The sequence below is a fragment of the Rhodococcus sp. PSBB066 genome, assembly GCF_017068255.1.
Classification (GTDB): Bacteria; Actinomycetota; Actinomycetes; order Mycobacteriales; family Mycobacteriaceae; genus Rhodococcus; species Rhodococcus aetherivorans.
In genome coordinates, this window is record NZ_CP070859.1 from 718,275 (window position 1) to 742,821 (window position 24,547).

Here is a 24,547-nt window from a genome sequence, read left to right on the forward strand (position 1 = left end):
CTCGCCCCGAGCCGAGCGAATGTATCGCTCATCTCTGTAGGCCGACGGAACGATACATTCGCTCGGCCCGGGGTCGGGCCGGGGTCGGCGACGGGACGGGTCAGCGCAGAGTGACCTGACGACTGCGCAGGCCGTCGCGCGAGCGCCGCTCGGCGGCGGTGAGCGGCGCGTCGACCGCCAAGGCCTCGTCGAGCCGCGCACCGAACTCGGCGGTCGGGCCGACCCACTCGTTGGGGTGCCGCTCGGGGTCGAGATCGAACACCGGCACGAGCAGGCCGTGGGTGCGGAACGACCCGGCGAACCGCGAGCCCTCCCCCAGGTGCAGTCCGCCCGCGGCGTGCACCCGCGACAACGCGGACATCAGGGTGTCCTCGTCCTCCGGACGCACCCAGCGCAGGTGCGCCTTCTCACCGGCATCCACCCACCAGGCGGCGACGACGCCCTCGCCCTCGAGCCGTGCGGACGGCATGATCGCGTCGTTGGCGTGCTTGACGGTGTGCGCGACGTCGGGTGAGACCTCGACGCCCTCGGGGATCCACCAGTCGAAGTCCTGGTGCACGGTGATCTCCGGGACGACGTCGACGTCGATCAGATCGTGCAGGCGCGGCTCGTCCGGTCCGGGTTCGGCGACGGCGAGCGACGAGCCGGCCTCCGCCTCCCGGGCCCACGCGATCGCCGCGCCGAGCTCGGCGGCCGGGTCGGGGCCGGCGGCGGCGAGCTGCAGCCCGACGTACGCGGTGGTCTCGTCGCCCTCCTCGCGGGCGAGCGCGGCGACGGCCCCGGGCAGCACGGTGGCCGCGCGGACGGCCCGGCCGGGCGTGGTCAACGGCAACGTGAACACCGCCGACGGAACGAACTCGCGCAGGGCCACCAGGTCGCACTCGAGAGCGAGACCCTCGAACGGCCGGGTGACCGTGGCAGCCTCGGCCTCCCGGGCGAGCCGGCGCTGCTCGAGCTTCGCGGCACGGTTGCTGCCGGGCTTGGGTCCGCTGCTTCTCTTACTCTTCTTGGCCACGGCGCAAAACTACACGCCGCGCGAAGCGCCGAGCAGAAGCTTGGTGCGCCCCGGATGATTGGTGGCCACCCAGCCGACGCCGAGGTCGCGGCACAGTTCGACGTCGGCGGGATCGTCGACGGTCCAGCAGTAGGTGGCGCGGCCCGCGGCAGCCGCCTTGTCGACGAGCTCGGGGTGCTGGCGCAGCGTGAGGATCGAGGGGCCGATCGCGGTGGCCCCGACGGTGGTGGCGGCGCTGCCCCCGAGATAGCGGGAGGTGTCGCCGAGGAGCACCGTCGGCAGCAGCGGCGCCGACCGCCGCACCCGCCACACCGCGGCGGCCGAGAACGACATCACGACGATGCGGGAGAAGTCCGCGGAGGCGGGGGTGGCGAGCCGGAAGCGGGCCAGCTCGGCGAGGAGTTTGGCCTCGACGAGCCCGCCGTAGCGCACGGGGTGCTTGGTCTCGACGAACAGCTTGACGGGCCGGCTGGTCCAGTCGAGGGTCAGCTCGATCAGCTGCCGCAGCGTCAGCAGGCGCGCCGGCTCGCCGGGGGTGCCGTAGTCGAGCTCCCCGAGCTGGGCGAGGGTCATCTCGCTGACCAGGCCGCTGCCGGTGGAGGTCCGGTCGACGGTGCGGTCGTGGATGCACACGAGATGCCCGTCGCGGGTGAGCCGCACGTCGCATTCGAGGCCGTCGGCGCCTTCCTGCAGCGCGAGTTCGTAGGCGGCGAGGGTGTGCTCGGCCCTGGCGGCGGAGGCCCCGCGGTGCGCGACGACGCGGGGTTCGCCGGCCGCCGTCACGAGGCCACCGCCTCGTCGGTGCGCGCGCCGACCGGTTCGATCGGCGCGATGGGTTCGTACTTGGGGCCGGTCGCCACGGTGCGGCGGGGCAGGCGGCGGGGACGGCCCCGCAGGTCCTCGTCGTCGAACAGCCGCACCACATGCAGTGCCGCGACGGCGACGGCCGCGGCGAGGGCGGCGGTCACCGCGGCGAGCAGCACCCCGTCGGCCTGCGCCTGCAGGGTGTCCCTCTGCCGCCACAGCACGTTGACGACGAACAGCACGCCGCCGAGCGCCCACAGCACCCACCACGTGCGCACGGCTCGCCGTAGCCGCGGGTCGTCGGGACCGGTGATCTCGGTGAGGAAGACGCCGGGCATCGCGAGGTTCACGCCGGGCACGAGGCACCCGAGCAGCAGCGAGATCCGGCCGCGCGGGTCGGCGGCACCGCGGGCGGCGAACATCCGTCGCCGCACGCGGATCAGCCGCAGCGTCGCCGCGACCCCGGCGGCGAGGGCGACGGCAGGGCCGCACAACTGGGTGGCCCACACCAGGGCGTCGGACGCCGCGAGAGCGAGCGGGTCGACGAGGCGCGTGCGGTTGTACAGCAGCAGCCCGTAGCGGACGGCCTCTGCGACGGCGGCGAGGCCGAATACGACGGCGGTTCCGGCGAGCAGGGTCGGGGCGAGATCCGCGAGGGTTTCCTCACGCGACGGGGTCGACGGCTCGCCGGCCGGGCGAGGATCGGCAAGGCCCCAGCGCGGCACCTCGTGGTAGCGCGGAGCCGGGCCCGCCGGCCGCCGTCGCGGCCGGGGACCGTCCTGGCCGGAGCGGGCCTGCGGCGGCCGTGCCACCCAGCGGAAGTTGCGGCGCCCCGGTGGAACGGGGGCCGCGGTGTCGTCGGGGGACAGCAGCAGCCCGCGGCAGCCCGGGCACCACTGCCGGGGCTGCCAGGACACGGGCCAGCGGTGTCCGCAGCGGACGCAGATCTGGTAGGCGGCCATCAACAGATCTTCGCCGAGGCGTCGCCGTCGTGCCCGAGATCCCGTTCGCCGGCCTCGCGCACGTCGAGCAGCACGACCTCGGGACCGATCGGCGGCACGTCGGCGACCGTGACGGTGGGCACGTCGGGGAAGCTCACACCGTCAATACTGGCACGCCGCTGCGGCGCATGCAGCGACCACCGGGGATCCCGCCCACCCCATGGAGAAGGGCCGCCCGCCCGATTCGCCCCGTCCCGGCGGGGTCGTGTGAAAACGCCTCCGCCCGGGAGTTATCCACAGTTTCCACAGCTTCATCCACAGAGGGCTCAGTTTCCACAGCGGCACATCGCCTCACTCCGGGAACATTTCGGCGGTGAGCGGCCGGGCTGCTCGCGTCATTCGTTGCCCCACAGGCATCTTCTGCACCACCACCGCGCACGGTTCACGGCTTCCGGCGCACCGTCGGCGGCGAGTGCGCGCTTCGACGCAGACCGACGTGGTCTCCGGCGAACTGAAATGATCGACGGCATGGAACTACGGATCTTCACCGAACCTCAGCAGGGTGCCACCTACGACGACCTGCTCGCCGTCGCGCAGACGGCCGAGCGGCTCGGCTACGGCGCCTTCTTCCGTTCCGACCACTATCTCGCGATGAACTCCGCCGGCCTGCCCGGCCCGACGGACGCCTGGATCACGCTGGCCGGCCTGGCCCGGGAGACCTCCACGATCCGGCTGGGCACCCTGGTGACCTCCGCGACGTTCCGCCACCCCGGCCCCCTCGCGATCACCGTCGCCCAGGTCGATGCCATGAGCGGCGGCCGGGTCGACTTCGGGCTCGGGGCAGGCTGGTACGAGGAGGAGCACCTCGCCTACGGCATCCCCTTCCCGTCGCTGAAGGAGCGCTTCGACAAGTTCGAGGAGTCGCTCGCCGTGATCACCGGGCTGTGGCAGACGCCGGTCGGGGAGACCTTCTCGTACGAGGGTGCGCACCACCGCATCGTCGATTCACCGGCGCTGCCCAAGCCGCACCAGCGCTCCGGTCCGCCGATCGTGATCGGCGGCGGGGGCAAGCGCCGTACTCCGGCCCTCGCGGCCCGGTACGCGGACGAATTCAACATCCCGTTCCAGTCGGTGGAGGCCACCGCGGCCCAGTTCGCCCGCGTGCAGGACGCGTGCCGCGCGGCCGGCCGCGACCCTTCCGAGCTGACGTACTCGAACGCGCTCGTGCTGTGCTGCGGTAGCGACGAGGCGGAGATCGCCCGCCGCGCCGCCCGGATCGGGCGCGAGGTGGACGAGCTGCGGGAGAACGGTCTCGCCGGCACGCCCGCCGAGGTGGTCGACAAGATCGCCCGTTACGCCGAGGCCGGGTCACAGCGCATCTACCTGCAGGTGCTGGATCTGGCCGACCTCGACCACCTCGAACTGGTGGCGCGGGAGGTCATGCCGGAAGTGTGACGACGAGGCGCGGTCAGTGGCTGCTGGTGGAACCGAGGAAGGCCGCGATTTCGCGGCTCCATTCCCGGTTGCGGGTGCGATCCAGCCGCCACCGGCCGTAGCCGAACACCGCGGCGGCGAGCAGGGCCGCGGCGAACCAGAGCGAAAGCCCGACCAGGACCGAGGAGATCTTCGCGCTCGTCGCGCTCAGCGGCGCGAGCGCCTGTTCGCCGTTCGGATCGACCCAGATCTGCACGTCGGCGCCGGCGGGTGTGCCGTAGTCCACCGTGACGTCACCCCGGCGCTTCTCGTCGCCCCAGGCCCAGGTGGCGGGCGCGGACGCGGAGGCCACCATCGTGAGCTCGCCGGCAGTGGCGTCCGTGGTCTCGGCCGCAGCCTGCGTCTTCGCCGTCACGAGGGTGCGTTCGGCGGTCTGCTGCACGGCGAGGGCCGACTGGGTGTCCCAGGTGCGGGCGCCGACCCAGCCGGCGAGGGGGATCGTCGCCAGGACCAGGAGCAGCACCGCCACGGCGAGTCGCGCCTCGGCACGGTCGGTGCGCCGGATCAGCGGGTGGCGGCCGCGCAGCCCCCGCCGCAGGACCCGCAGGTATCCGCTCGTGTTCCGCATCATCTCGGCCTCGATCCTCTCCCCCGTGACAACTCCCTCTTTCCAGAGTGATACGCACAGCTAACGACGGCAAGGCGTTCCGGCCAACGTCACACAACCCGGAAGTCGCCGATGCCGATCCGTTCGGGACCGAGCGCGGCGCGGGGCGTGGCGTCAGGCGCCGAGGCCGACCGGGCAGCTCACCCCGGTGGCGTGGACGGGGCAGTAGCCGTTCGGGTTCTTCGCCAGGTACTGCTGGTGGTAGTCCTCGGCGTAGTAGAACTGCGTGAGCGGCGCGATCTCGGTCGTCACGGCGCCGTAGCCGGCCGCGGCGAGCCGGGCGCCGAAGTTCTCGGCGGTGGCCTCGGCGATCTCGATCTGCCCCTCGTCGAACGTGTAGATCGCCGAGCGGTACTGGGTGCCGTGGTCGTTGCCCTGCCGCATGCCCTGCGTGGGGTCGTGGTTCTCCCAGAACTGCTTGAGGACGCCCTCGTAGGAGATCACCTTCGGATCGAACACGACCAGCACCACCTCGGTGTGCCCGGTCCGGCCCGAGCACACCTCCTCGTAGGTGGGATTCGGGGTGTATCCCCCGGCATATCCCGCGGCCGTGGAGTACACGCCCTCGAGCCCCCAGAACTCCTTCTCCGCACCCCAGAAACAGCCCATGCCGAGAACGGCGGTCTGCATCCCTTCGGGAAACGGCGGCATGATGCGGTGCCCGTTGACGTAATGGGTGTCGGGAACGGGCAGCGGCTCGGCGCGGCCGGGCAGCGCCTGCTCCTGCGTGACCATCACCGACTTCGAACCCGCACGGGCGAGGATGTCGTCGAACCAGGACATGCCTCGATGCTACGCGCGCGGCTTCTCCACGGGTTCCGTCTCGGCCGCCACCTGGGGCGACGGGCGTGGCGACAACCACCGGGCGGTGATCCAGCGGGCGGCCGGCACCTCGACGCCGCGGTAGAGCAGTTCGGCGACGGCCGCGCACACCACCACGAAGGCGAGCACGGCACCGGTGCGGCCGAGGTGGGCGACCGTGTTCTCGTACACCCGGTAGAGCACCAGCGTGTGCACCAGATAGATCGCGTAGCTGCGGGTGGCGGTCCAGTGCAGCACCCGCGAGCGGGCGAACCGGCCGTCGATGCGGGAGAGCAGGACCACGCACGCGGTGACCACGACGATGGTCCACAGGTAGCGGCTGCCGGCCCAGTAGACCTGGTAGTCGGTGGCCAGGTGCACCACCTGGACCTGGGCGAGCAGCGCGACGATCAGCCACCGCCGGGACGTCAGCCGCGCCCAGCCGAGGTACACGATCTGGCCGAGGAACACGGTCGGCATCGTGGCCGCGACCTTGGACAGGAACGGCACCGTGTACGGCTCGGGCAGGTACAGGTTGTACAGCAGCACCAGCATGCACACCACGGCGCCGAGGACGGGCACCACGATGGGCCGGGTCCGCAGGAGCGGCCGGGCGGCGACGCAGTACAGATAGAACGTGATCTGCACGGCGAGGGTCCAGGTGACCCCGAGGACCGCGACCTCGGGCTTCAGGAAGAACCCGCCCAGGAAGAAGCTGAGCACGGCCTCGACGCCGGAGACGCCGGTCTGGCCGCTGAACATCCCGTTGATCCCGAGCCGCACCAGCAGGATCGCGGCGAGGATCGCAACCCAGAACGCCGGCAGCAGCCGCGCGCTGCGGGCGACGAGGAAGCGCCGCGGTTCGTCGCGGATCGCGGAGCGGGTGATGAGCAGCCCGGTCAGGGTCATGAACATCGCGACCCCGAGGAAGGACAGGTGCTGATTGAGGCCGGCGCCCTCGACGAGCACCCGGTACACGACGTCGATGACCCACCAGCCGGTGCCGAGGTCGTCGATGAGATAGAAGGAGATGTGCGAGTACAGCACCGCCAGGACGGCGACGGTGCGGAGCAGGTTCACACCGGGCAGGTCCACACGTGGCGCCGGGGCGTCGTGCGTCCCGTCGCTCGCGAGGGGCCGAAACACCCGACGATGTTAAGGGCCCGTTCACCCGCCGGCCGAATTGTCCGGCGTTTCCGCAGGTAGGTCGTCGGTCCCTTTTCGGACGCCGACGCGACGCCCTCCGCCGCCACCGCCGCCCCGCACAACCGGCTGCGCGGGCGGTATTGCAGAGGGTGTACTTATGGGTTTGGGTGGAAACCCAGAAGTACTTGAAAATCACGCACGGGCCCCGCCGGGCCCGAAGAGAAGGGATCCTTCGTGGCTGAGTACACGCTTCCGGACCTGCCCTACGACTACGCCGCGCTCGAGCCGCACATCTCGGCGAAGATCATGGAGCTGCACCACAGCAAGCATCACGCGACCTACGTCGCCGGCGCCAACACCGCCCTCGAGAAGATGGCGGAGGCGCGGGAGAACGGCACGATGGCGGCGCAGGCCACCAAGCTGGAGAAGGACCTGGCCTTCCACCTCGGTGGCCACACCAACCACTCCGTCTTCTGGAAGAACCTGTCGCCGGAGGGTGGCGACAAGCCGGACGGCGAGCTCGGTGCCGCGATCGACGATGCGTTCGGTTCGTTCGACGCGTTCCGCGACCACTTCTCGGCGAACGCGAACTCGATCCAGGGCTCCGGCTGGTCCATCCTGGCCTGGGACTCCATCGGCCAGCGGCTGATCATCGTCCAGCTGTACGACCAGCAGGGCAACATCCCGATCGGCCTGACCCCGCTGCTCATGCTCGACATGTGGGAGCACGCCTTCTACCTGCAGTACCAGAACGTCAAGGCCGACTACGTCAAGGCCTTCTGGAACATCGTGAACTGGGCCGACGTGCAGGCCCGCTTCGACCGCGCCCGCACCCAGACCGCCGGTCTGCTGGTCTAGTCGCGTCGCACCTCGCGAAGGGGATGCCGGATTCCGGCATCCCCTTCGCGCGTTCCGGAGGGGCGCGCGACGGGGCTGGCACTCGGGGGCTCTTGTGTGCCAGCGGACGAAACGGTCATTCTTCACCTACCCAACGGCGTGTATCGGTCATCGACTGTCGTCACACCGAGGAGGTAGCGGGATGAGTGGGAACGAACAGATCGGCCTCGCCGCCTTCCACACCGGAGGATCCCTGCGGGGATTCGTGGTTTCGGGGCGGTGGCCGGAGAGCACGCGGGAATGGGCGCAGCTGCTCGCGGTGACGGTGCGGGTGGCGTCGCTGCCCGGCCTGCTGACCACGTCGACGGTGTTCGGGGTACGGGAGGAACTGCCCGACGACCCCGCGCCGGGCACGGTGGGCCTGGTGCTCGCGGAGGGTCCGGTGATCGGCGACGAGGCGGTGGAACCGGGCCGGTTCGCTGCGCACCAGCCGCCCGCCCTGATCATGCTGCACCCGCCGTCGGAGACGCGGCCGTCGCTGCCGGAGTGCACGGGTGCGGCGTCGGGGTGCGTGCTGCTGCCGGGGCTGCCGCACCTGGGCCTCGAGCACCGGGCCGCGTGGGTGGAGGCGGAGGCCGACGGGACGGTGACGTCGCTGGTCAGCCGGGTCGGAGTCGATCCCAACAGCGATCCCGACACCGCGGTTCTGGCCATGCTGCTCGCCGCCTGACCGGAACCCGCACCTCGAAGTTCGGGTTTCCAAACTTATTGCCGCCTTTGCCTTTTCGTGCAGCCCACGTTATGGTTGCCTAAGCGAAGGGGAGTAGCCCACAATCGCCCGGTCGACATACTGGCGTTCAGCCCGGCCCGGCGAACCGGATTCCGCACCGGTGGGCGAGACCTTCGGCCGCGACGCACCCGCGTCGCCCGGCCGGAGGAAGGTCCCCACCTCCTCCACACCGACACGCGAGGAGGAGGAACCCCCGGTATGTGGTCCGCCCTGGTCCTGAGTTTCGCCGTCGTGTTCGTCGCCGAACTCGGCGACAAGTCGCAGCTCATGGCGATGACGTTCGCCTTGCGCTACCGCTGGTGGGTGGTCCTGTCCGGCATCCTCGCGGCCACGACCGCGGTGCACCTCGTGTCCGTCGCCGTGGGCCACTACCTGGGCCTCGCGATCCCCACCTCGGCAATGGCGATCGTCGGCGGCCTGGCCTTCCTGTTCTTCGGCCTGTGGACGCTGCGCGGCGACTCCCTCGACGAGGACGAGCAGGGCAAGGCCGCCCGCGTCACCCGTTCGGCCTTCCTCGCCGTCCTGTCGGCCTTCTTCCTCGCCGAACTCGGCGACAAGACCATGCTCGCCACCATCGCCCTGGCCGCGGACAACGACTGGGCCGGCGTGTGGGTCGGCTCGACGATCGGCATGGTCGCCGCCGACGCGCTGGCCATCGTCGTCGGCGCCGTCCTCGGCAAGCACCTGCCCGAGAACGCGATCCGGCTGGCGGCGGCGACGCTGTTCTTCGGGTTCGGCGCCTGGATGCTCGGCGAAGGCCTGGCCCCCGGCACGTCCGCCGGCCCGGTCGCGGGCGGGGTGACCCTCGCCGTCGCGCTCGCCGTCGTGACCGGCCGGGCGCTGCTGCGCCGCCGGACCGAGGTCGCACGGGTCCCCGTCGCCGTCGAGGCACCCGCCGAGCGGTAGAGCACCGCGCGGGTGCCTCCGCGTCCGCCTCCCCAGGAGTATGCTTGCCGATAGGCAAGTAAATGGAGGTGGGCATCACGACCGCACACGACCGCTTCGACGAGGAAGACGTCAACCGCCTGCGCGTGGCGCTCGGCCGCATCGCGCGCCGCGTCGACCGCCGCACCGCCGGCGCAGGTGGACTCACCCGGTCCCAGTTCTCGATCCTCGCCACCGTCGCCCGGCGCGAGACCGTCGGCGTGCGCGAGCTCGCCGAGATCGAGGGCCTCAATCCGACGATGCTCTCGCGGATGCTCGGCAAGCTCGAGGACGCCGGACTCCTGACCCGTTCCCCGGACCCGGACGACAAGCGCGTCGTCCGCGCCCACATCACCGAGGCCGGTGCCCGTACGTTCGCCGACCTGCGTCGCATGCGCACCGCAGTGTTCACCGAGCACCTCGCGGAACTGTCCCCCGAGCGGCTCCACGCCCTGCACGACGCCCTGTCGGCGCTCGAAGCGCTCGCCGAGCAGATGTGCCGGCGCTCCGCGGAGGAGCGCCGATGACCGTCCTCACCGACCTGCGCGGCCAGACCTTCGCCGCCTTTCGCGGCGCCAACTTCCGGCGCTACATCAGCGGCCAGGCGGTCTCCCTGATCGGCACGTGGATGCAGACGGTCGCCCAGTCGTGGCTGGTGCTCGAGCTCACCGGCTCCGGCACCGCGATCGGCCTCGTCCTGGCCCTGCAGACCGTGCCGATGCTGCTGCTCGGCCCCTACGGCGGGGTGGTCGCCGACCGCGTCGACAAGCGCCGGCTCATGATCGGCCTGCAGTCCGCGATGGGTGTGCAGGCCCTGATCCTGGGCCTGCTCACCGTCACCGGTGCCGTCCAGCTGTGGCACGTGTACGTCCTCGCCGTGGTGCTCGGACTCAACCAGTGCTTCGAGAACCCCGCCCGCCAGTCGTTCATGCTCGAACTCGTCGGACCGGAGGACCTGCGCAATGCCGTGAGCCTGCAGTCGGTGCTGGCGTCCGTCGCGCGCCTGATCGGCCCGGCCGTCGCGGGCCTGATCATCGCCGTCGGCGGTCTCGGCGTGTGCTTCCTGCTCAACGCGCTCAGCTTCGTCGCCGTCGTCGCCTCCCTGGCGAGCCTGGACCTGTCCCTGCTGCGCCCGTCGCCACCCGCCGCCCGCGCCCGCGGCCAGCTCCGCGAGGGGCTCACACACGTGCGGCAGACCCCGGCACTCGCGGTACCGCTGCTGACGATGGCGCTGGTGGGCTGCCTGGCGTACGAGTTCCAGGTGGTGCTGCCCGTGGTCGCGCAGCAGACCTTCGGTGCCGGCGCCGAGACCTACGGCTTCCTCACCGCCGCGATGGGCGCCGGCGCCGTCGTGGGCGGGCTCGCCGTCGCCACGTGGGGTCGCACCGGCACGACCGCCGTGGTGGCCACCTCCGCGGTGTTCGGCGTGGTGCTGCTCGCGGCCGCGGTGGCGCCCACGCTCGAGCTCATGCTCGCCGCGATGGTGCTGGTCGGCGTCCTCAGCGTCGCGTTCACCGCCACCACCAACAGCTCCCTGCAGCTCGCCGCGGCCCCCGGCATGCGCGGGCGCGTGATGGCGCTGTTCGCGGTGGCCTTCCTCGGCTCCACCGCGATCGGCGGCCCGATCGCCGGGTGGGTCAGCGAACAGTGGGGCGGCCGGGCCGGACTGCTGCTCGGCGCCGCCGCGTGCCTCGTCGCCGCGGGCGTCGGCGCGACGCGCCTCGGGCGCGACGGCGGGCCGGAGTCGTGACCCCGGCCGCCCCGGTGCCGGGCGGCCGCGCCAGGGCCCGCTTCAGTCGAGCAGATCGGGCTGGGCGGCGACGATGCGTTGATACAGCGGCTGGAACTGGAACCATCCGGCGTACTCGAGTCCGACCTGGTCGTACGTCAACTTCGCGGTGGCGGCGTCGAGGGGGCGGGGGGTGCCGGCGGCCATGGCGATCAGTTGGGCCTGGCACGACCGTTCCATGGTGATGAACCACCACGCGGCCGAGTCGACCGTCTGACCCACGGTGAGCAGCCCGTGATTGGCGAGCACGACGGCCTTGTTGTCGCCGAGGGCGGTGGCGATACGCCGGCCCTCCTCGACGTCGAGCACCACACCGGTGTAGTCGTCGAACACCGCGTGATCGTCGTAGAAGGCACAGGCGTCCTGCGTCAGCGGCTCGAGTCCGATCTTCAGGCTCGACAGCGATTTGCCGTAGAGGGAGTGCGCGTGCGCGGCGGCCACCGCGTCCGGACGCGCAGCATGGACCTGGGAATGGATGGCGAAGGCCGCCCGATTGACGGGCCGGTTCCCCTCGACGATCTCGCCCTCGTGGTTGACCAGGATCAGATCGCTCGCCCGGATCAGGCTGAAGTGCACTCCGAAGGGGTTGACCCAGAAGTGGTCGGAATGCTCGGGATCGCGAGCTGTGATGTGGCCGGCGACGCCTTCGTCGAAGCCGCATGCACTGAACAGCCGGAACGCTGCGGCCAGGCGCTGCTTGCGGTGCAGGCGCTCCCCGTCGACCGAGCCGAACGTCGGTGGCCGTGGCACCTCGATCCCCGGACCTGTCTGCGCTGCGTCGGTCATGAGCACTCCTTCCCGAGGGCCGATCTTGTGTCCCGGTTCATACTCGGCCTTCGCTTCGCCCGTGACCATCGGCAACAGAGCCGAACTTCGGGCATCCTGTTCGGCAATTTCACGAGAGCGCCGGCGCGACCATCGACCGGACGAGCCCGTCGACCGTGCGCAGATCCCACCCGGTCAACTGCTGCCAGCGTTCGAGCCGGTACGCGAGCGAATTGGGATGCAGGTGCAGTCTCCGGGCGGCCGCGCTGGCCGAGAACCCGCTCTGGGCGAACGCCGAGACCGCTTCGGCCAGGTGCGGGTGCCGGGCCGCGATCTCCGCCCCCTTCGCCAACATCGGCGCCAGCTCTTCCCTGTGTTCGAAGAGGATCGCCGGCAGCCAGCACTCGTCGAAGTCGGCGATCTGTGCCCGGCCCCGCACCAGCGCGAGCGCGCGCCGGGCGTCACCGATGCTCGTTGTCGCCCCCTCCAGGCCCCGACGGGCGAGCCCCAATCCCACCGACATGTCGGGGCGCACGTGCCGGATCGCGTCGACGACCACCGAACTCGCGACCGTCTGGAAGACGGTGACGACCGTGGTGCCGCGTCGGCTGCACAGCGCCGGCGCCGGTCCGTCGTCCAGGGCGTGCTGCAGTCCCTGCAGCTGCACATCGGACCACGCCTCGGACGGCGTGCATGCGGCTCGGAACATCCCGTCCGGGTCCAGCCCCAGCGCAGCGGCCAGCGTTCGGGCCTCCTCCGTCGGGTGTCCCTGCTCGAGCAGTTCGAACAGCAGCGCGCGGCGATTGGCCCGTACCGCCTGCGCCGTGCGGGTGGCGTCGTCGTGTCCCATCGCCACCGCGGTCGTCCCCGCATGGACGAGGTCCCACAGCAGCCCCCCGGCGTGCAGCAGTTCCGTGGTGGGCTCCGGCGCGTGCTCGACGAGAGCGCGCCACAGTTCTCGCGACCCGATGTGGAAGGACTCGATCACATTCGCAAGGGTCAACCCCTGCAGTGCCCGTTGCCTGCCGAGTTGCCGGGCACGCTCGAACTCGGGGCCGGCCGGGTGCGTGTCTGCGGGACGATCCGCGAGCAACCGGAGGGTGACGAGGAACTGTTGCCGGGTCGATTCGCGGTGCTCGTCCGGCGGCACCACCAGGTAGGTCGGCAGACGTTCGCGGATCCGGTCGACCGCCTCGGCCGACAACGCGTCGAGGTCGGCGATCACCGCGTCACACAACCCGGCGATCGAACTGTCGGATTCCACGGTGCCCCTCCTCCGCTACCGGGCGTTACCGTGGTCGACGCTAGTCGCCGCACGACAGCTCCGGCGCGGGACGGCCCCACCACCGCTGCCGATCCGCACGAGCTAACGCGCGCTAAGGTGCGAGCGTCGACAAGGCGCACGCCGGACGGTGGCGCCACGAAAGGAGCACGGCAGTGGAAATTCAGGGAACCGCCGCACTGGTCACCGGCGCGGCCTCCGGTCTCGGCGCAGCCACCGCCCAGCGTCTCGCCGACGCCGGCGCGACCGTCTTCGGCCTCGACCTCGCGCAGTCCATCGAGCGCGTCGGCGACAAGGCGCCCGCCGGCGTCACCCTCATCGCCACCGACGTCACCAGCGCCGACGACGTGCAGGCCGCCGTCGATCAGATCGTCGCCTCGGGCCTGCCGCTGCGCCTCGTCGTCAACTGCGCCGGCGTCGGCTGGGCCGGCCGGGTGCTGTCGAAGAACGGCCCGCACGACCTCGAGCTGTTCCGCACCGTCATCACCGTGAACCTGCTCGGCACGTTCAACGTGCTGCGCCTGGCCGCCGACGCGATGTCCAAGACCGAGCCCGTCGACGAGTACGGCCAGCGCGGCGTCATCATCAACACGGCCTCCGTCGCCGCGTTCGAGGGCCAGATCGGCCAGATCGCCTACTCCGCCTCCAAGGGCGGCGTCCACGGCATGACCGTCCCCGCGGCCCGCGACCTGGCCCAGTACGGTATCCGGGTCAACACCATCGCCCCCGGCATCGTCGACACCCCGATGCTCGCCGGCGTCACCGACGAATACCGCAAGGGCCTCGAGGCGGGCGTGCCCTTCCCGTCCCGCCTCGCCCAGCCGTCCGAGTACGCCCAGCTCGTGCAGATGATCGCCGAGCACGACTACCTCAACGGCGAGACCATCCGCATGGACGGCGCGCTGCGCATGGCGCCGCGATAGGCGGCTCCGCCGCCGTGGTGTCCTTTCGGATCCGCCCGGATCCGATAGGACACCACGGCACACTGGTGCCATGCGCCTGGTGTGGCTCGTGGTCGCGGTCGTCGCGGTGCTCGCGTCGGCCCTGTGGTTCGGGCAGCGCCGGCTGATCTACCTGCCCGACAGGTCCCCGCCGCCACCGGCGCAGTCGCTGCTGCCCGGCGCCCGCGACGTGCTGCTGACCACCTCCGACGGGCTCGAACTCGGCGCCTGGTACGTCCCGCCCCGCGGCACGGCGCGGGGCTTCACGGTGCTGCTCGCCTCGGGCAACGGCGGCAACCGCGTCGACCGCGCGCCGCTGGCGTCGGCGCTCGCCGAGGCCGGCTTCGCCACTCTGCTCTTCGACTACCGCGGCTACGGCGGCAACCCCGGCCGCCCGAGCGAGGACGGCCTCGCCCGCGACGTGCGCGCCGCCCGGCAGTACCTCCTCGAGCACGAGAACGTCCGACCGGACCGGCTGCTCTACCTCGGGGAGAGCCTGGGCACCGGGGTGACGACGGGGCTCGCCGCCGAGCATCCGCCCGCCGGCATGCTGCTGCGCTCGCCGTTCGTCGATCTGCCCACCGTCGGCCGGCACCACTACCCGCTGCTGCCCACGGGGCTGATGTGGGACCGCTTCCCGGTCGCCGAGACCGTCGCGCGTCTCGACGTGCCGATCACCGTCGTCTACGGGACCGCGGACACGATCGTCCCGCCCGGGCAGAGCGAGGCCGTCGCCGGCGCCGCCCGCCGGCTCGTCGAGAAGGTGGCCCTGCCGGGCGCCGAGCACAACGATCCCGTGATGTTCGGCCCGCCGGTGGTCGACGCCCTGATCCGGCTCGCCGAGGCGGTGACGCCCCCGCAGGAGTGATCTACAGGTCGGAGATGTGCGGGATCTCTTGCACCGCACGCTCGCTCATCCACTCGCGGAGCACCTTCGTGGCGATCACGTCGTCCTCGTTGTACTCGAGCAGGCGACGTCGCTGCTGCGGGTCGGGGTCCCCGTCGTAGCCGACGGCCTCGCGGTACCAGCTCATCGACGCCTCCCCACCGGCCTCCTCGTCCCGCCAGCGGTGCCCGGCGATCGGCGCGATCTTCTTGAGTCCCTTGCCGTTCGGGCACACGAACTGATCGGTGACGACCTGGTAGATGTCCACCCACTGCGGCGAGTCGATGAACTCGCGCACCTCGTCCTCGGTCGGTACCCCCGGGAAACCGGCGAACCGGCGGGCCGAGCCGAGCAGCCACTTGTCCTCCGCGGTACGCGAATAGCAATAGGCGGCAAAGGTTTTCCCACTCGCGGCGGCGGCGGCCCGTTCCGCGGACAGCCACGTCCAGAACTCGGCGAAGGAGCGGGCCTCGTCATCGGTGGGCACCGGATCCCAGCTGACGAACGCCCGGTACGCGGAGATCCCGCCGACGTTGAGCAGCGTGCCCCACAGATACGCGCCGTGCTCGTGGTAGCTCTCCATGTCGATGTCGATCTCGATGTCCGCACGCCGCACGTGCACGTGGTCGTGCCGCCGCACCAGCGGCGCACCCGCCAGCCACGCCTTGGCCACCACGACGGTGTCCTCGAACGAGCCCTGCGGCCAGGTCTCGGGCGGGTCCCCCTCCCAGCGGGCCAGCTGGTCGATCGTGTGCACGCCCAGCTCGCGCAGCACCGCCGCGCGCTGCCCCGGCGCCACCAGCGACACGTCATGCGTCGCACTCAGCTGCTCACGGCACCGCGGCCACCACGGGCAGGTCTTGCACTCCCCGATCTGCAACGGTTCCGTCGGCGTCTCGCCCCGGGCGATCGCGAGCCGGTCGGCCAGCCGCGCGTCGTAGTCCTCGAGGACCGCACTCAGATCGTGCACCAGGATGCAGTCCCCGCCGTACCCGATGGCGCCGCCGACCTGCGCCGGGCTGGCCAGACCGTGACGCTCGAGCATCCGGTACAGGTGGGCCACCCGCATCTGGTCGCGCACCTGGCTGCGCACCTTGCGGGTCTCGTCGACCACCGGCTCCCACGCGAACAGCCCCGACGTCGTCGCGCCCCGGCCCGGGTCGGTGACCTTGTGATTGACCACGATCACCGGGATGTAGCCGCCGCGTTCGACGTCGCGCAGCAGGATCTCGGCCCGGCCCCGCCGGCCCGAGTCCGGCTCCGACGGCAGGACCGCGCCCCAGATCCGGTTCGCGCCGCGACGGCACGCGTCGAGGGTGGCTTCGGCGCGCCGCCACGCCGGCCCCTCGGGGTCGATCCGCGCCCAGTCGCCGGGGTTCGCGTCGAACAGCCGCTGCCGCACGGCCTCGCGGTGGGTGGCCGCCGCCTCCTGCCGCTGCTTGGCTCCCGGGTGCTCCGGGGCCGCGGCCAACTCGTCCGGAAAGGCCGCGTCCAGATGGACCCGGTGCCGGCAGCGGGTCAGCGCGCTCGCCTCGATCAGGACCGGCGAGGTCCGTCTCTCGCTGGATACGTTCACAGTGAAGAACAGTATTCGTCCACCTAGGGTCAACCGGAAACCCCCGTCACGGATAGGCTGACCCGTGGCGCCGTGGGCGCCGTACACCGAATGGAGGGTCCTGTTCGATGGCGTTGTTCAAGAGGCGGAAGCGCCGCGCCACCCGCAAGGCGGAGGCGAAGGCTCTCAAGCACAAGGCGAGGCTCGAGGCCAAACTCAACGCGAAGAATCAGCGCAAGCGCGACAGCCGCCTGACGAAGGCCGAGATCAAGGCGGCCAAGGCCCAGCTCAAGGCCGACAAGGCGCTGATCGAATCGCAGACCCGGGTCGAGAAGCAGCAGCTCGCCACGCTCAAGGCCCAGGAGAAGGCCGCCGCCCAGAAGGGCTTCACCGCGGCGAAGGTGCGGCGCTACCTCGCCGTCGTGCGGCTGCTCGCGCCGGTGCTCGTGCCGCTGGTGTACCAGGGTGTGACCGCGCTGCGCGGTCAGCTCGACGCCGCGCGCGCCCAGCGCATGGGCGTCGCCGTCGACCAGCTCGGCGAGTACACCGGTCACGGCGCGCACCTGAGCGCCCGCATCGCCGGGGCCGAGAAGTCGCTCGGCGAGATCCTCGAGCGCCATCCCAAGGACGCCGAGACCCAGAAGTTCGCCGACGCCATCCGGGGCCGGCTCTCCGACCTGACGGCCGCGGTGCACGCCGCCGAGCAGATGCCGGCACCGCGCCGCAAGGCCGCGCACGCCGGCATCTCGCGGGAGCTGGACGGCATCGAGGCCGACCTGCTCGCCCGCCTCGGCGTGCGCTGACACCAGCGTGACGCCCGGCTCGACCCTGCGCGGCGCCGCCGCGGGAGCGCTGACCGCCGCCCTGGCGGTCGCCGCGCACGGCGGCGCCGGCGGCGGCGTGCCCGGCAACGCGGCGGTGGCGTTGCTGCTCGCCGTCGCGGCCGGGGTCGGGCTCGTCGCCGCCCACCTCCGCGCGGTGCCCACCGCGGTGCTGCTCGCGGCCGGGCAAGGGGCGACGCACCTGGTGCTGGCCGCGGTCACGACCGGCCACCTGCACGCGTCGGCGCCGATGCTCGTCGCGCACACCGTCGCGGTCGTTGCGTGCGCGGCCCTGCTCGAGGCGGCGCAACGCCTGTACGGGCCGCTGACCCGGGCGGTGCGGGCGGCATGGACCGCCGCGCCCCCTCGCATCGAGGCAGCCCGGACGGTGCTGCCGGTCGTGGCGGGCCGGACCGTCGCGTCGGCCCGGCCGGCACCGTGCATCTCCCGGCGGGGGCCGCCCGTCGCGGCGTGACCGCGACCCACCCCACCGGAGAGAGAAACCCATGAACATCCCGAACACCGTCGCCGCACGCCGGCGACAGACCCCACTCGCTCTCGCCCGGCTCGCCGGGCTCCTCGGCCTCGCCCGGCTCGCCGGGCTCCTCGGCGCGGTCGCGGCGGCATTGCTGTTCGCGGCCGGCCCGGCCGCCGCGCACTCGGTCGTCATCGCCAGCACACCCGCGCCGGGCGAGCAGATCGCGCAGGGCCCCGAGCGCGTGAGCCTGACCTTCAACGAGGCTCTGCAGGAGTCCTTCGCCGCGCTGACCGTCGTCGGCCCGGACGGCAACCTGTGGTCCAAGGGTGATCCCCTCGTCGAGGACGCCACGGTCTCCGTGGCCGTCGGCGATCTCGGCCCGGCCGGCGAGTACACCATCGCCTACCGCGTGACCTCGGCGGACGGCCATCCGGTCACCGGCACCCAGGTCTTCACCCTCACGCAGGACGGTCCGGGCGCTCCCGGCGCGGCGGCCGCCGCCGGTGCCGCGGCGCCCGCGGCGGACAGCGACGAGGACAGCGGCCCGGCCGTGTGGGTCTTCGTCGTCGTGGGCATCGCCGTCCTCGCCGGCGTGCTGTGGTTCGTGCTGCGCAAGCCGAAGAAGGCCTGACGCCGATGGCGGGGCGTTGACGACGAGCGGCACCGGCACCGCCGCGCACCGGGCGTGGCTGCTCACCGCCGGCGTCGGCGCCACCACGGGCGTCGCCGCCGGATGGCTGCTGGCGAACCCGGCCGCGTCGAGCTGGGTGCGGGCGCTGTCGCTGTGCGTCGGCGCGACGGTGCTCGGCCTGGCCACGCTCGGTGTCATGGTGCGCGACGAGCGGCGGCCCCCCGTCGCCCCCGGCGACGTCTGGCGTGCGATCGCCGGTCTCGGCGGGCTCTGGGTGCTGACGGAGGTCGTGCAGCTCGTGCTGCAGGCCGCGGACACCACGAACGTCCCCGTGTCGCGGCTCGGGGTGTCGCGCTTCGCGGAGTACCTCGGCAGTGCGGGCGCCGGCCGGATCGGCGTGGCCGCGCTGCTGTGCGTGCTGGTGTGCACCCTCGTCGCCGCCCTCGCGTATCGCCGGTCGGCGGCGTGGCCCACGGTCCCGGTCCTCGTCGCCGCTGCGCTGGCGCTCATCGCCCGGCCGGTCACCGGCCACATGTCCCAGCAGGCCCTCGGATCGCTGCTCGACGCGGCGCACGCCCTCGCGGCGGCGCTGTGGTTCGGCACGCTCGTCGCACTGGCCCTGACCGTCCGGTCCCGCGGCGCGTGGGCCCGGCTGCTCCCCCGGTACTCGGTGCTCGCGGTGCGATGCGTCGCCGTGCTCGCCGCGACGGGCGTCGTCGACGCGGCGGTACGGCTCGGCTCGGTCACGGCGCTCGTCGACACCGGATACGGCCGCATCGTGCTGGCCAAGACGCTGACCCTGACGGCACTGCTGGCGCTGGCGTGGTGGTGGCGGCGGACGTGGGTGCCGGCCGCGGCCGCGCACCGGGTCACCGCGGAGGCGTCGCTGCGCAACGCGGTACTCGAGGTCGCCGCGACGTCCGTCGCGTTCGGGCTCGCTGCGGCGCTGGCCACCAGCGCCTGAGCTGGCCCCGCGGCGTCCCGGCGTCTGGATTGCGGGAGTGTGACCGCGCACAATGGGAGGTGTCGAGAAGAGTGCGACGAAACGGACAGGCACAACGGACGGGACGGTTGCCGATGTCCGAAACCGGTGCTGTGACGACCCGCGTCCGACCGCACCCGGGCCGCCCGTGATGACCACCCGGACCTCCGCACTGCGGGTGGGATCGGCGATGCCCGATCCGCCGTTCGAGTTCTACGAGCGTGGCGGGCCCGTGGGGTTCGACGTCGACCTCACCCGGGCCCTCGCCGGGCACCTCGGGCTGCGGTGGGAATTCGTCCCGCACGAGGGCGACGACTTCGAGACGATCTTCGACGAGCTGGCGGCGGGGCGCTTCGACGTCGTCGCCTCCGGCACCACCGTCACCGATCCGCGCCGCGAGCGGGCCTCGTTCTGCGCGCCGTACTTCGTGTCCGGGCAGTCCCTGGCGGTCGACACCGCCCGTCACCCCGCGGTACAGGGGGTGGCAGACCTGGCGGGCCTGACCGTCGGGGTGCAGCAGGGGAACACCAGCGAACCGGTGGTGAAACGCCTTCTCGCCGAGGGACGGATCGGCGGGATCCGGGTGTACGCGTACCACGAGATCGACCGTGCCCTGGACGAGCTGTCGACCGGCGGGTGCGACGCCTTCATGAAGCTCGGTCCCGTCCTGACGTGGCTGACCCGCGACCGGACACACGTCGACATCGTCGAGTACGACATCACCCGCGAGGAGATCGCCCTGGCGGTGCGCCTCGGCGATGCCGCGCTACGCGCCGATCTCGAGGAGGCGCAGCGCGCCCTCACCGCGGACGGCACGCTCGGCGCGCTGGTCTCACGATGGCTCTCCCCCGCTCGGGGCGACGGCACGTCGTCCTCCTGACGCACCGCGAAGCGATGCCGGCCGGGTGCGGCGGACGAGCAGAACGACCGCCAGCACCGCGACCCACAGCACGAACGCACCGAACATCACGCGTTCGACCGCGCCCATACCGGGGGTCGGCTCGGCGGCGGCGACCGCCGGCACGTACCGGCCCGTCCATGCTCCGAACGCCAGGATCGTCGCGACCGTGACCGCCGAGTACACCCGGAACCAGGTTCCGAAGGCAGCGGCCGCGAACCCGATCATCGCGCACCACAGCGAGACCGTCACCGCGCTGAGAACCAGGTGCATGGTGTCGGCGAGCGGCATGGCGGCCCCGGCCTCGATGTCCTCACGTCCGGTCATCGGAAACGGCAGCCACAGGGGTCCCACGAATCCGTAGGCCACCAGGAGAACTCCCGCGATGCGCAGGGGGCGGACGCCGCGGCCCGTCCGCCACACGCCGATCCCGAAGGCGACGATCAGCACGTCGTACACGAATCCCACAGCGGTCAGGGGCGCCCGGGTCGGCGCGCCGACCGACGTCAGCTCGCTGATCGCCTGATCGAACCGGCTGTAGCCGTCGTAGAGCGCAGCCGCGAGTATCTCGTGCGCAACCACGTACAACAGCGACGACACGACCCCGCAGGCGAGCAGCACCGTCGACGCCGTGCTCGGACGGTGCGACCCGTCGCGCCGGGCCTGGGATGTGTGCGGAGCAGGGGTGGACACCGTCGACCTCCCCGGACGCCGACTCGGCGGTGCGGGCGCCCGATGGGTCCAGCATGATCCGGCCGGGGAGGCGACGCCAGAGACCTTCGGCCCCGATCCCCGCGGAGTGTGAGCTATCCGTCGCCCCTATCCCCCGCCACGGCCGGTGCCGCATGCCACGCTGACGCACCGAGCCACGGACGCGCCGGGGCGGAAGGGACGAGGGTGTATCGGAAGATCGAACTGCGGGGCCGGCAGGGCTTCGAGGCGATGGCCTCCGATGCCGGGAGCCGCACCGAGCTGTCCGTCCCCGACGTGACGCAGTTCCGGTTCCGGATGGAGATCTGCAACGTCGGGGCGATCAGTGTCGGCCGGGTGCAGATGTCACCGCATCGTGCTCTGGCCGGCGTCGTCGAGGACGGCGAGGTCGCGAACCTGTTCCTGATGCTCACCGGCGAGCGGGTGGTCGACGACGGCACCACCCGGGTACACGTCAAGAGCGGCCGGATCGTCCTGCAGGTCGGGTGGAATCGATACGAGGCCGCGGATGCGGACGGCTCGGACCTGCTCCTGGTGCGCATTCCCCGGCACCGGCTCGAGGAACGCGGACTCGATCTCGAGGAGACGGCCGTGACGTTCGGGCCGGCCAAGCCCACCATGTCGACGCACGCGCTCAACGCGGTGGGAATGGCCATGCTCCGCGAACGCGGTCGTCACAACACCACCGCGGCCCCGCGCGGCGTGGAGAACGCCCTGATCGAGCTCGTGGTGGGGCTGCACCACGAATCGCTCGGCTACGGCGCCGATTCCGGCGAACTGTGCGGCAGCGCGTACACCCGCGCCCTCACCCTCGTCCGGGCCCATCACAGCGACCCGAGGCTGACTCCGACCGTGATCGCGGAGCGGCTGCAGATGTCGTTGCGGAGCCTGCAGCGCGCCTTCGCGGCCCACGACACCACGGTCGCGTCCCAGATCCGGCGACTGCGCGCGCACCGCGCCGCCGTGCTCCTCCAGGAACCCGCCTATGCCCGCACCACGGTCGCCGAGATCGCGGCGATCGCCGGTTTCACGTCCAGCGCCGAGCTGCGTCGCGCCCTTCGCGCGGTGCGCGGCGTGAGCCCGAGTGAGTTGCGACCGCACTGAGCTCGACCACACCGGGCTCGACCACACCGGGCTCGACCGCACCGGGCTCGACCGCACCGGGCTGCGACCACGCTGGACCTCGACCCGCACCCCGGAACAATCGTGGTGCATTTCGCGTCACCACGGTGCATTCTGCGCCGCCGTGTTCCGGTGCCCGGCGAAGACCGTGTACCTGTTTGCGTCCGGGTGTCCTTTCCGTCCGTTTCCCGGGCACCTCCGAACCGTGAAAGGCGTGTGCGTGATGCTGGATTCGTTGTGGGACCTGTTGTGGTACACCCTGGTCGTCTTCGCGTTCGTCGCGTACCTGCTGATCCTGTTCCAGGTGCTGACGGACCTGTTCCGTGACCGTTCCACGTCCGCCGTGGTCAAGGTCGTGTGGATCATCTTCCTGGTCGTCCTCCCGTACCTGACCGCCTTCGTCTACCTGCTGGTGCGGGGCCGCGGCATGTCCGAGCGGCACGCGGCCGCCCACGAGGCGGCCCAGCACGCGGCCGACGACTACATCCGCAAGGTGGCCGGACGATCCCCGGCGGCCGAGATCGCCGAGGCCCAGGCACTGCTCGAGGCCGGGACGATCACCGGCGACGAGTTCGACCGGCTCAAGGCCAAGGCCCTGCGCTGACTACCACCGCTGACGTCGAGCCCGGCCGGGTGGTCACGCCGCGCGCTCGGCTGCTCGGCTACGGGCGCCGGTTCCACCCGATCGGTCTGGGCTTCGCGCTGGTGTTCTTCGTCTGGTCGATGACGCCGTCGTTGCTGCCGCGGGTGTGGTATCTGCAGGGCGTGGCGTCGGGGCTGAGCCTGGTGACCGGCTACGGGATCGGCTGCCTGCTCGCCTGGGTGGTCCGGCGCTGCGGCGTCGATCCGCAGTGGTCGGAGCGGACCCGCCGGGTCGGCTGGTGGATTCTGGCCGGGGCGGCGCTGGTGCTGGTGCCGGTGTTCCTCGTGCTGGGGTCGTGGTGGCAGCAGATCATCCGGGACCTGGTGGGGGTGCCGCGGGCCCAGCGCTCGTTCTATCTGCTGGTGCTGTTGATCGCCTTGGTCGTCGCGCTGGCGCTGCTGGCGATCGGCCGGGGCCTGCGTGCGGGCACGAACCGGTTGACCCGGCTGGGCCGGCGGTACGTGCCCGGACCCGTCGCCCGGCTCGGGGCGGTGACCCTTGTGGTGCTCCTGAGCGTGTTCGTGCTCGACGGCGCCGTCCACCGGGGTGTGCTGGGCGTGGCGGAACGCTCATCCGAGGTGGCCGATCAGGGCACCGCACCGGGTGTGGTGCAGCCCGGGCTGCCGGAACGGTCCGGATCGCCGGCCTCGAACGAGGCGTGGGACACCCTGGGCCGGGAGGGCCGCACCTTCGTCGCGGGCGGGCCGAGCGCCGAGCAGATCGAGACCGTCACCGGGGCGCCGGCGCGCACCCCGATCCGGGTCTATGCCGGCCGCGAATCCGCCGACACGGTCGAGGGCATCGCGGACCGGGTCGTCGCCGAGCTCGAGCGCACCGACGCATTCGACCGCCGGGTGCTGGCGGTGGTGACCACCACCGGCCGCGGCTGGGTCAACGCGAACGTCGCCGGGGCCTTCGAATACGTCGCCGGCGGGGATTCGGCGATCGCGGCCATGCAGTACTCGTTCCTGCCCAGCGCGTTGTCGTTCGTCGCCGACCGGGAGACGCCCCGGCTGGCGGGGCGGGCGCTGTTCGAGGCGGTGTATGCGGCGTGGTCGGCGCGGCCCGAGCCGGAGCGGCCGACGCTGGTGGTGTTCGGCGAGAGCCTGGGCTCGTACGGCGGTCAGGCGGCGTTCGCGTCGGGGCCGGACCTGGTCGCCCGGACCGACGGGGCGCTGCTGGTGGGTACCCCGAACTTCGCGCAGCCGTGGGGGGAGATCACCGCGGACCGCGACCCGGGGTCGCTCGAGCGGCTGCCGGTGGTCGACGCCGGCCGCCACATCCGGTTCGCGTCCCGCCCGGACGATGCGGACCTGCCCGGGCCGTGGCAGTTTCCGCGGGTGGTGTTCTGGCAGCACGCGAGCGATCCGATCACCTGGTGGTCGTTCGAGCTGTTGCTGCGGGAGCCGGACTGGTTGCGGGAGCCGCTCGGCCCGGATGTGGATCCGGGCATGCGGTGGCTGCCGTTCGTCACGTTCTGGCAGGTCACGCTCGACATGGTGTTCTCCGCCGACGTCCCGTCCGGGTTCGGCCACGCGTACGGGCCGGAGGCCGCGCAGTTGTGGGCGGACATCCTCGCCCCCGACGGCTGGGACGACGCGGCCACCCACCGGGTGCAGAACGCCCTCGCCGGGACGGCGTCCGACGACTGAACCGCTATGGGTACCGAACAGCTGTAGGTATT

General features: G+C 71.9%; 27 protein-coding genes. 16 read left to right on the top strand and 11 right to left on the bottom strand.

Annotated elements, in window-relative coordinates:
• Positions 1–100: 100 nt before the first annotated feature.
• The 4 genes from JYA75_RS03360 to JYA75_RS03375 are packed head-to-tail and all read right to left on the bottom strand — an operon-like array spanning position 101 to position 2,918.
• On the bottom strand, positions 101–1,015 hold the full coding sequence (locus JYA75_RS03360) for a DUF5926 family protein (RefSeq protein WP_203329686.1): 915 nt from the start codon (positions 1,013–1,015) through the stop codon (positions 101–103).
• Between the two features lie 9 nt (positions 1,016–1,024).
• The gene (locus JYA75_RS03365; RefSeq protein ID WP_050034335.1) at positions 1,025–1,798 is read right to left on the bottom strand and encodes a glycerophosphodiester phosphodiesterase; all 774 of its coding nucleotides are present in this window, start codon (positions 1,796–1,798) and stop codon (positions 1,025–1,027) included.
• Positions 1,795–2,781 (bottom strand): DUF4328 domain-containing protein, encoded by a 987-nt coding sequence (locus JYA75_RS03370; protein ID WP_161995335.1) that lies wholly within the window; start codon positions 2,779–2,781, stop codon positions 1,795–1,797. Before JYA75_RS03370 ends, JYA75_RS03365 begins: the two co-directional genes overlap by 4 nt.
• Positions 2,781–2,918 (bottom strand): hypothetical protein, encoded by a 138-nt coding sequence (locus JYA75_RS03375; protein WP_202916712.1) that lies wholly within the window; start codon positions 2,916–2,918, stop codon positions 2,781–2,783. Before JYA75_RS03375 ends, JYA75_RS03370 begins: the two co-directional genes overlap by 1 nt.
• Before the next feature lie 370 nt (positions 2,919–3,288).
• Between JYA75_RS03375 and JYA75_RS03380 the strand changes: the two genes are divergently transcribed.
• Positions 3,289–4,215 (top strand): LLM class F420-dependent oxidoreductase, encoded by a 927-nt coding sequence (locus JYA75_RS03380; protein WP_029546935.1) that lies wholly within the window; start codon positions 3,289–3,291, stop codon positions 4,213–4,215.
• A 13-nt stretch (positions 4,216–4,228) separates the two neighbouring features.
• On the opposite strand, the gene JYA75_RS03385 is transcribed toward JYA75_RS03380, so the two are convergent.
• The 3 genes from JYA75_RS03385 to JYA75_RS03395 all read right to left on the bottom strand — a co-directional run bounded on the left by JYA75_RS03385 (position 4,229) and on the right by JYA75_RS03395 (position 6,757).
• The gene (locus JYA75_RS03385) at positions 4,229–4,825 is read right to left on the bottom strand and encodes a hypothetical protein (RefSeq protein ID WP_006944648.1); all 597 of its coding nucleotides are present in this window, start codon (positions 4,823–4,825) and stop codon (positions 4,229–4,231) included.
• Between the two features lie 150 nt (positions 4,826–4,975).
• The gene (gene msrA, locus JYA75_RS03390; RefSeq protein WP_006944650.1) at positions 4,976–5,644 is read right to left on the bottom strand and encodes a peptide-methionine (S)-S-oxide reductase MsrA; all 669 of its coding nucleotides are present in this window, start codon (positions 5,642–5,644) and stop codon (positions 4,976–4,978) included.
• A 9-nt stretch (positions 5,645–5,653) separates the two neighbouring features.
• Positions 5,654–6,757 (bottom strand): acyltransferase, encoded by a 1,104-nt coding sequence (locus JYA75_RS03395; RefSeq protein WP_006944652.1) that lies wholly within the window; start codon positions 6,755–6,757, stop codon positions 5,654–5,656.
• A gap of 285 nt (positions 6,758–7,042) precedes the next feature.
• Here JYA75_RS03395 and JYA75_RS03400 point away from each other — a divergent pair, with 285 nt between their 5' ends.
• The 5 genes from JYA75_RS03400 (at position 7,043) to JYA75_RS03420 (ending at position 11,109) form a co-directional block, all read left to right on the top strand.
• Positions 7,043–7,666 carry a superoxide dismutase gene (locus tag JYA75_RS03400; RefSeq protein WP_006944654.1) on the top strand — a complete coding sequence of 208 codons (624 nt, stop codon included), beginning with the start codon at positions 7,043–7,045 and terminating at the stop codon, positions 7,664–7,666.
• A gap of 181 nt (positions 7,667–7,847) precedes the next feature.
• The gene (locus JYA75_RS03405) at positions 7,848–8,375 is read left to right on the top strand and encodes a hypothetical protein (RefSeq protein WP_006944656.1); all 528 of its coding nucleotides are present in this window, start codon (positions 7,848–7,850) and stop codon (positions 8,373–8,375) included.
• 258 nt (positions 8,376–8,633) lie between these two features.
• Entirely contained in the window at positions 8,634–9,341 is a 708-nt protein-coding gene (locus JYA75_RS03410) for a TMEM165/GDT1 family protein (RefSeq protein WP_185713421.1), read from the top strand.
• Positions 9,342–9,466: 125 nt separating this feature from the next.
• Entirely contained in the window at positions 9,467–9,886 is a 420-nt protein-coding gene (locus tag JYA75_RS03415) for a MarR family transcriptional regulator (RefSeq protein ID WP_185713547.1), read from the top strand.
• Positions 9,883–11,109, top strand: coding sequence for an MFS transporter (locus JYA75_RS03420; RefSeq protein WP_072633903.1), 1,227 nt, complete (start codon positions 9,883–9,885; stop codon positions 11,107–11,109). The genes JYA75_RS03415 and JYA75_RS03420 overlap by 4 nt, the downstream gene beginning before the upstream one ends.
• A gap of 42 nt (positions 11,110–11,151) precedes the next feature.
• Here JYA75_RS03420 and JYA75_RS03425 read toward each other — a convergent pair whose 3' ends face one another.
• Together JYA75_RS03425 and JYA75_RS03430 are read right to left on the bottom strand one after the other, a co-directional pair.
• The gene (locus JYA75_RS03425) at positions 11,152–11,934 is read right to left on the bottom strand and encodes a class II aldolase/adducin family protein (protein ID WP_050036233.1); all 783 of its coding nucleotides are present in this window, start codon (positions 11,932–11,934) and stop codon (positions 11,152–11,154) included.
• Between the two features lie 109 nt (positions 11,935–12,043).
• Positions 12,044–13,177, bottom strand: coding sequence for a helix-turn-helix domain-containing protein (locus tag JYA75_RS03430; RefSeq protein ID WP_185713420.1), 1,134 nt, complete (start codon positions 13,175–13,177; stop codon positions 12,044–12,046).
• Positions 13,178–13,350: 173 nt separating this feature from the next.
• On the opposite strand from JYA75_RS03430, the gene JYA75_RS03435 reads away from it, so the two are divergent.
• Positions 13,351–14,118 (top strand): SDR family NAD(P)-dependent oxidoreductase, encoded by a 768-nt coding sequence (locus JYA75_RS03435; RefSeq protein WP_006944673.1) that lies wholly within the window; start codon positions 13,351–13,353, stop codon positions 14,116–14,118.
• 70 nt (positions 14,119–14,188) lie between these two features.
• The gene (locus tag JYA75_RS03440) at positions 14,189–15,004 is read left to right on the top strand and encodes an alpha/beta hydrolase (RefSeq protein WP_006944677.1); all 816 of its coding nucleotides are present in this window, start codon (positions 14,189–14,191) and stop codon (positions 15,002–15,004) included.
• Between the two features lies 1 nt (position 15,005).
• On the opposite strand, the gene JYA75_RS03445 is transcribed toward JYA75_RS03440, so the two are convergent.
• Positions 15,006–16,598, bottom strand: a complete 1,593-nt coding sequence (locus JYA75_RS03445) for a TM0106 family RecB-like putative nuclease (RefSeq protein ID WP_203329687.1) — start codon at positions 16,596–16,598, stop codon at positions 15,006–15,008.
• A 107-nt stretch (positions 16,599–16,705) separates the two neighbouring features.
• Between JYA75_RS03445 and JYA75_RS03450 the strand changes: the two genes are divergently transcribed.
• From JYA75_RS03450 to JYA75_RS03470, 5 genes are all read left to right on the top strand, one after another.
• Entirely contained in the window at positions 16,706–17,380 is a 675-nt protein-coding gene (locus JYA75_RS03450; RefSeq protein WP_006944681.1) for a DUF6474 family protein, read from the top strand.
• A 7-nt stretch (positions 17,381–17,387) separates the two neighbouring features.
• On the top strand, positions 17,388–17,873 hold the full coding sequence (locus JYA75_RS03455; protein WP_029546928.1) for a hypothetical protein: 486 nt from the start codon (positions 17,388–17,390) through the stop codon (positions 17,871–17,873).
• 31 nt (positions 17,874–17,904) lie between these two features.
• Positions 17,905–18,507, top strand: a complete 603-nt coding sequence (locus JYA75_RS03460) for a copper resistance CopC family protein (protein WP_232334132.1) — start codon at positions 17,905–17,907, stop codon at positions 18,505–18,507.
• A gap of 16 nt (positions 18,508–18,523) precedes the next feature.
• Positions 18,524–19,471, top strand: coding sequence for a CopD family protein (locus JYA75_RS03465; protein WP_203329688.1), 948 nt, complete (start codon positions 18,524–18,526; stop codon positions 19,469–19,471).
• 169 nt (positions 19,472–19,640) lie between these two features.
• Complete coding sequence (locus JYA75_RS03470) at positions 19,641–20,369, top strand: ABC transporter substrate-binding protein (RefSeq protein ID WP_203329689.1); 729 nt, start codon at positions 19,641–19,643, stop codon at positions 20,367–20,369.
• Here the strand turns inward: JYA75_RS03470 and JYA75_RS03475 are convergent.
• Positions 20,322–21,080 carry a DUF998 domain-containing protein gene (locus JYA75_RS03475; RefSeq protein ID WP_230304384.1) on the bottom strand — a complete coding sequence of 253 codons (759 nt, stop codon included), beginning with the start codon at positions 21,078–21,080 and terminating at the stop codon, positions 20,322–20,324. The genes JYA75_RS03470 and JYA75_RS03475 overlap by 48 nt on opposite strands.
• Positions 21,081–21,284: 204 nt before the next feature.
• Here JYA75_RS03475 and JYA75_RS03480 point away from each other — a divergent pair, with 204 nt between their 5' ends.
• The 3 genes from JYA75_RS03480 to JYA75_RS03490 all read left to right on the top strand — a co-directional run bounded on the left by JYA75_RS03480 (position 21,285) and on the right by JYA75_RS03490 (position 24,515).
• The gene (locus JYA75_RS03480) at positions 21,285–22,202 is read left to right on the top strand and encodes a helix-turn-helix domain-containing protein (RefSeq protein ID WP_065923227.1); all 918 of its coding nucleotides are present in this window, start codon (positions 21,285–21,287) and stop codon (positions 22,200–22,202) included.
• Between the two features lie 241 nt (positions 22,203–22,443).
• Positions 22,444–22,824 carry a PLDc N-terminal domain-containing protein gene (locus JYA75_RS03485; RefSeq protein ID WP_029546925.1) on the top strand — a complete coding sequence of 127 codons (381 nt, stop codon included), beginning with the start codon at positions 22,444–22,446 and terminating at the stop codon, positions 22,822–22,824.
• 29 nt (positions 22,825–22,853) lie between these two features.
• Positions 22,854–24,515, top strand: coding sequence for an alpha/beta-hydrolase family protein (locus JYA75_RS03490; RefSeq protein WP_006935316.1), 1,662 nt, complete (start codon positions 22,854–22,856; stop codon positions 24,513–24,515).
• Positions 24,516–24,547 lie beyond the last annotated feature (32 nt).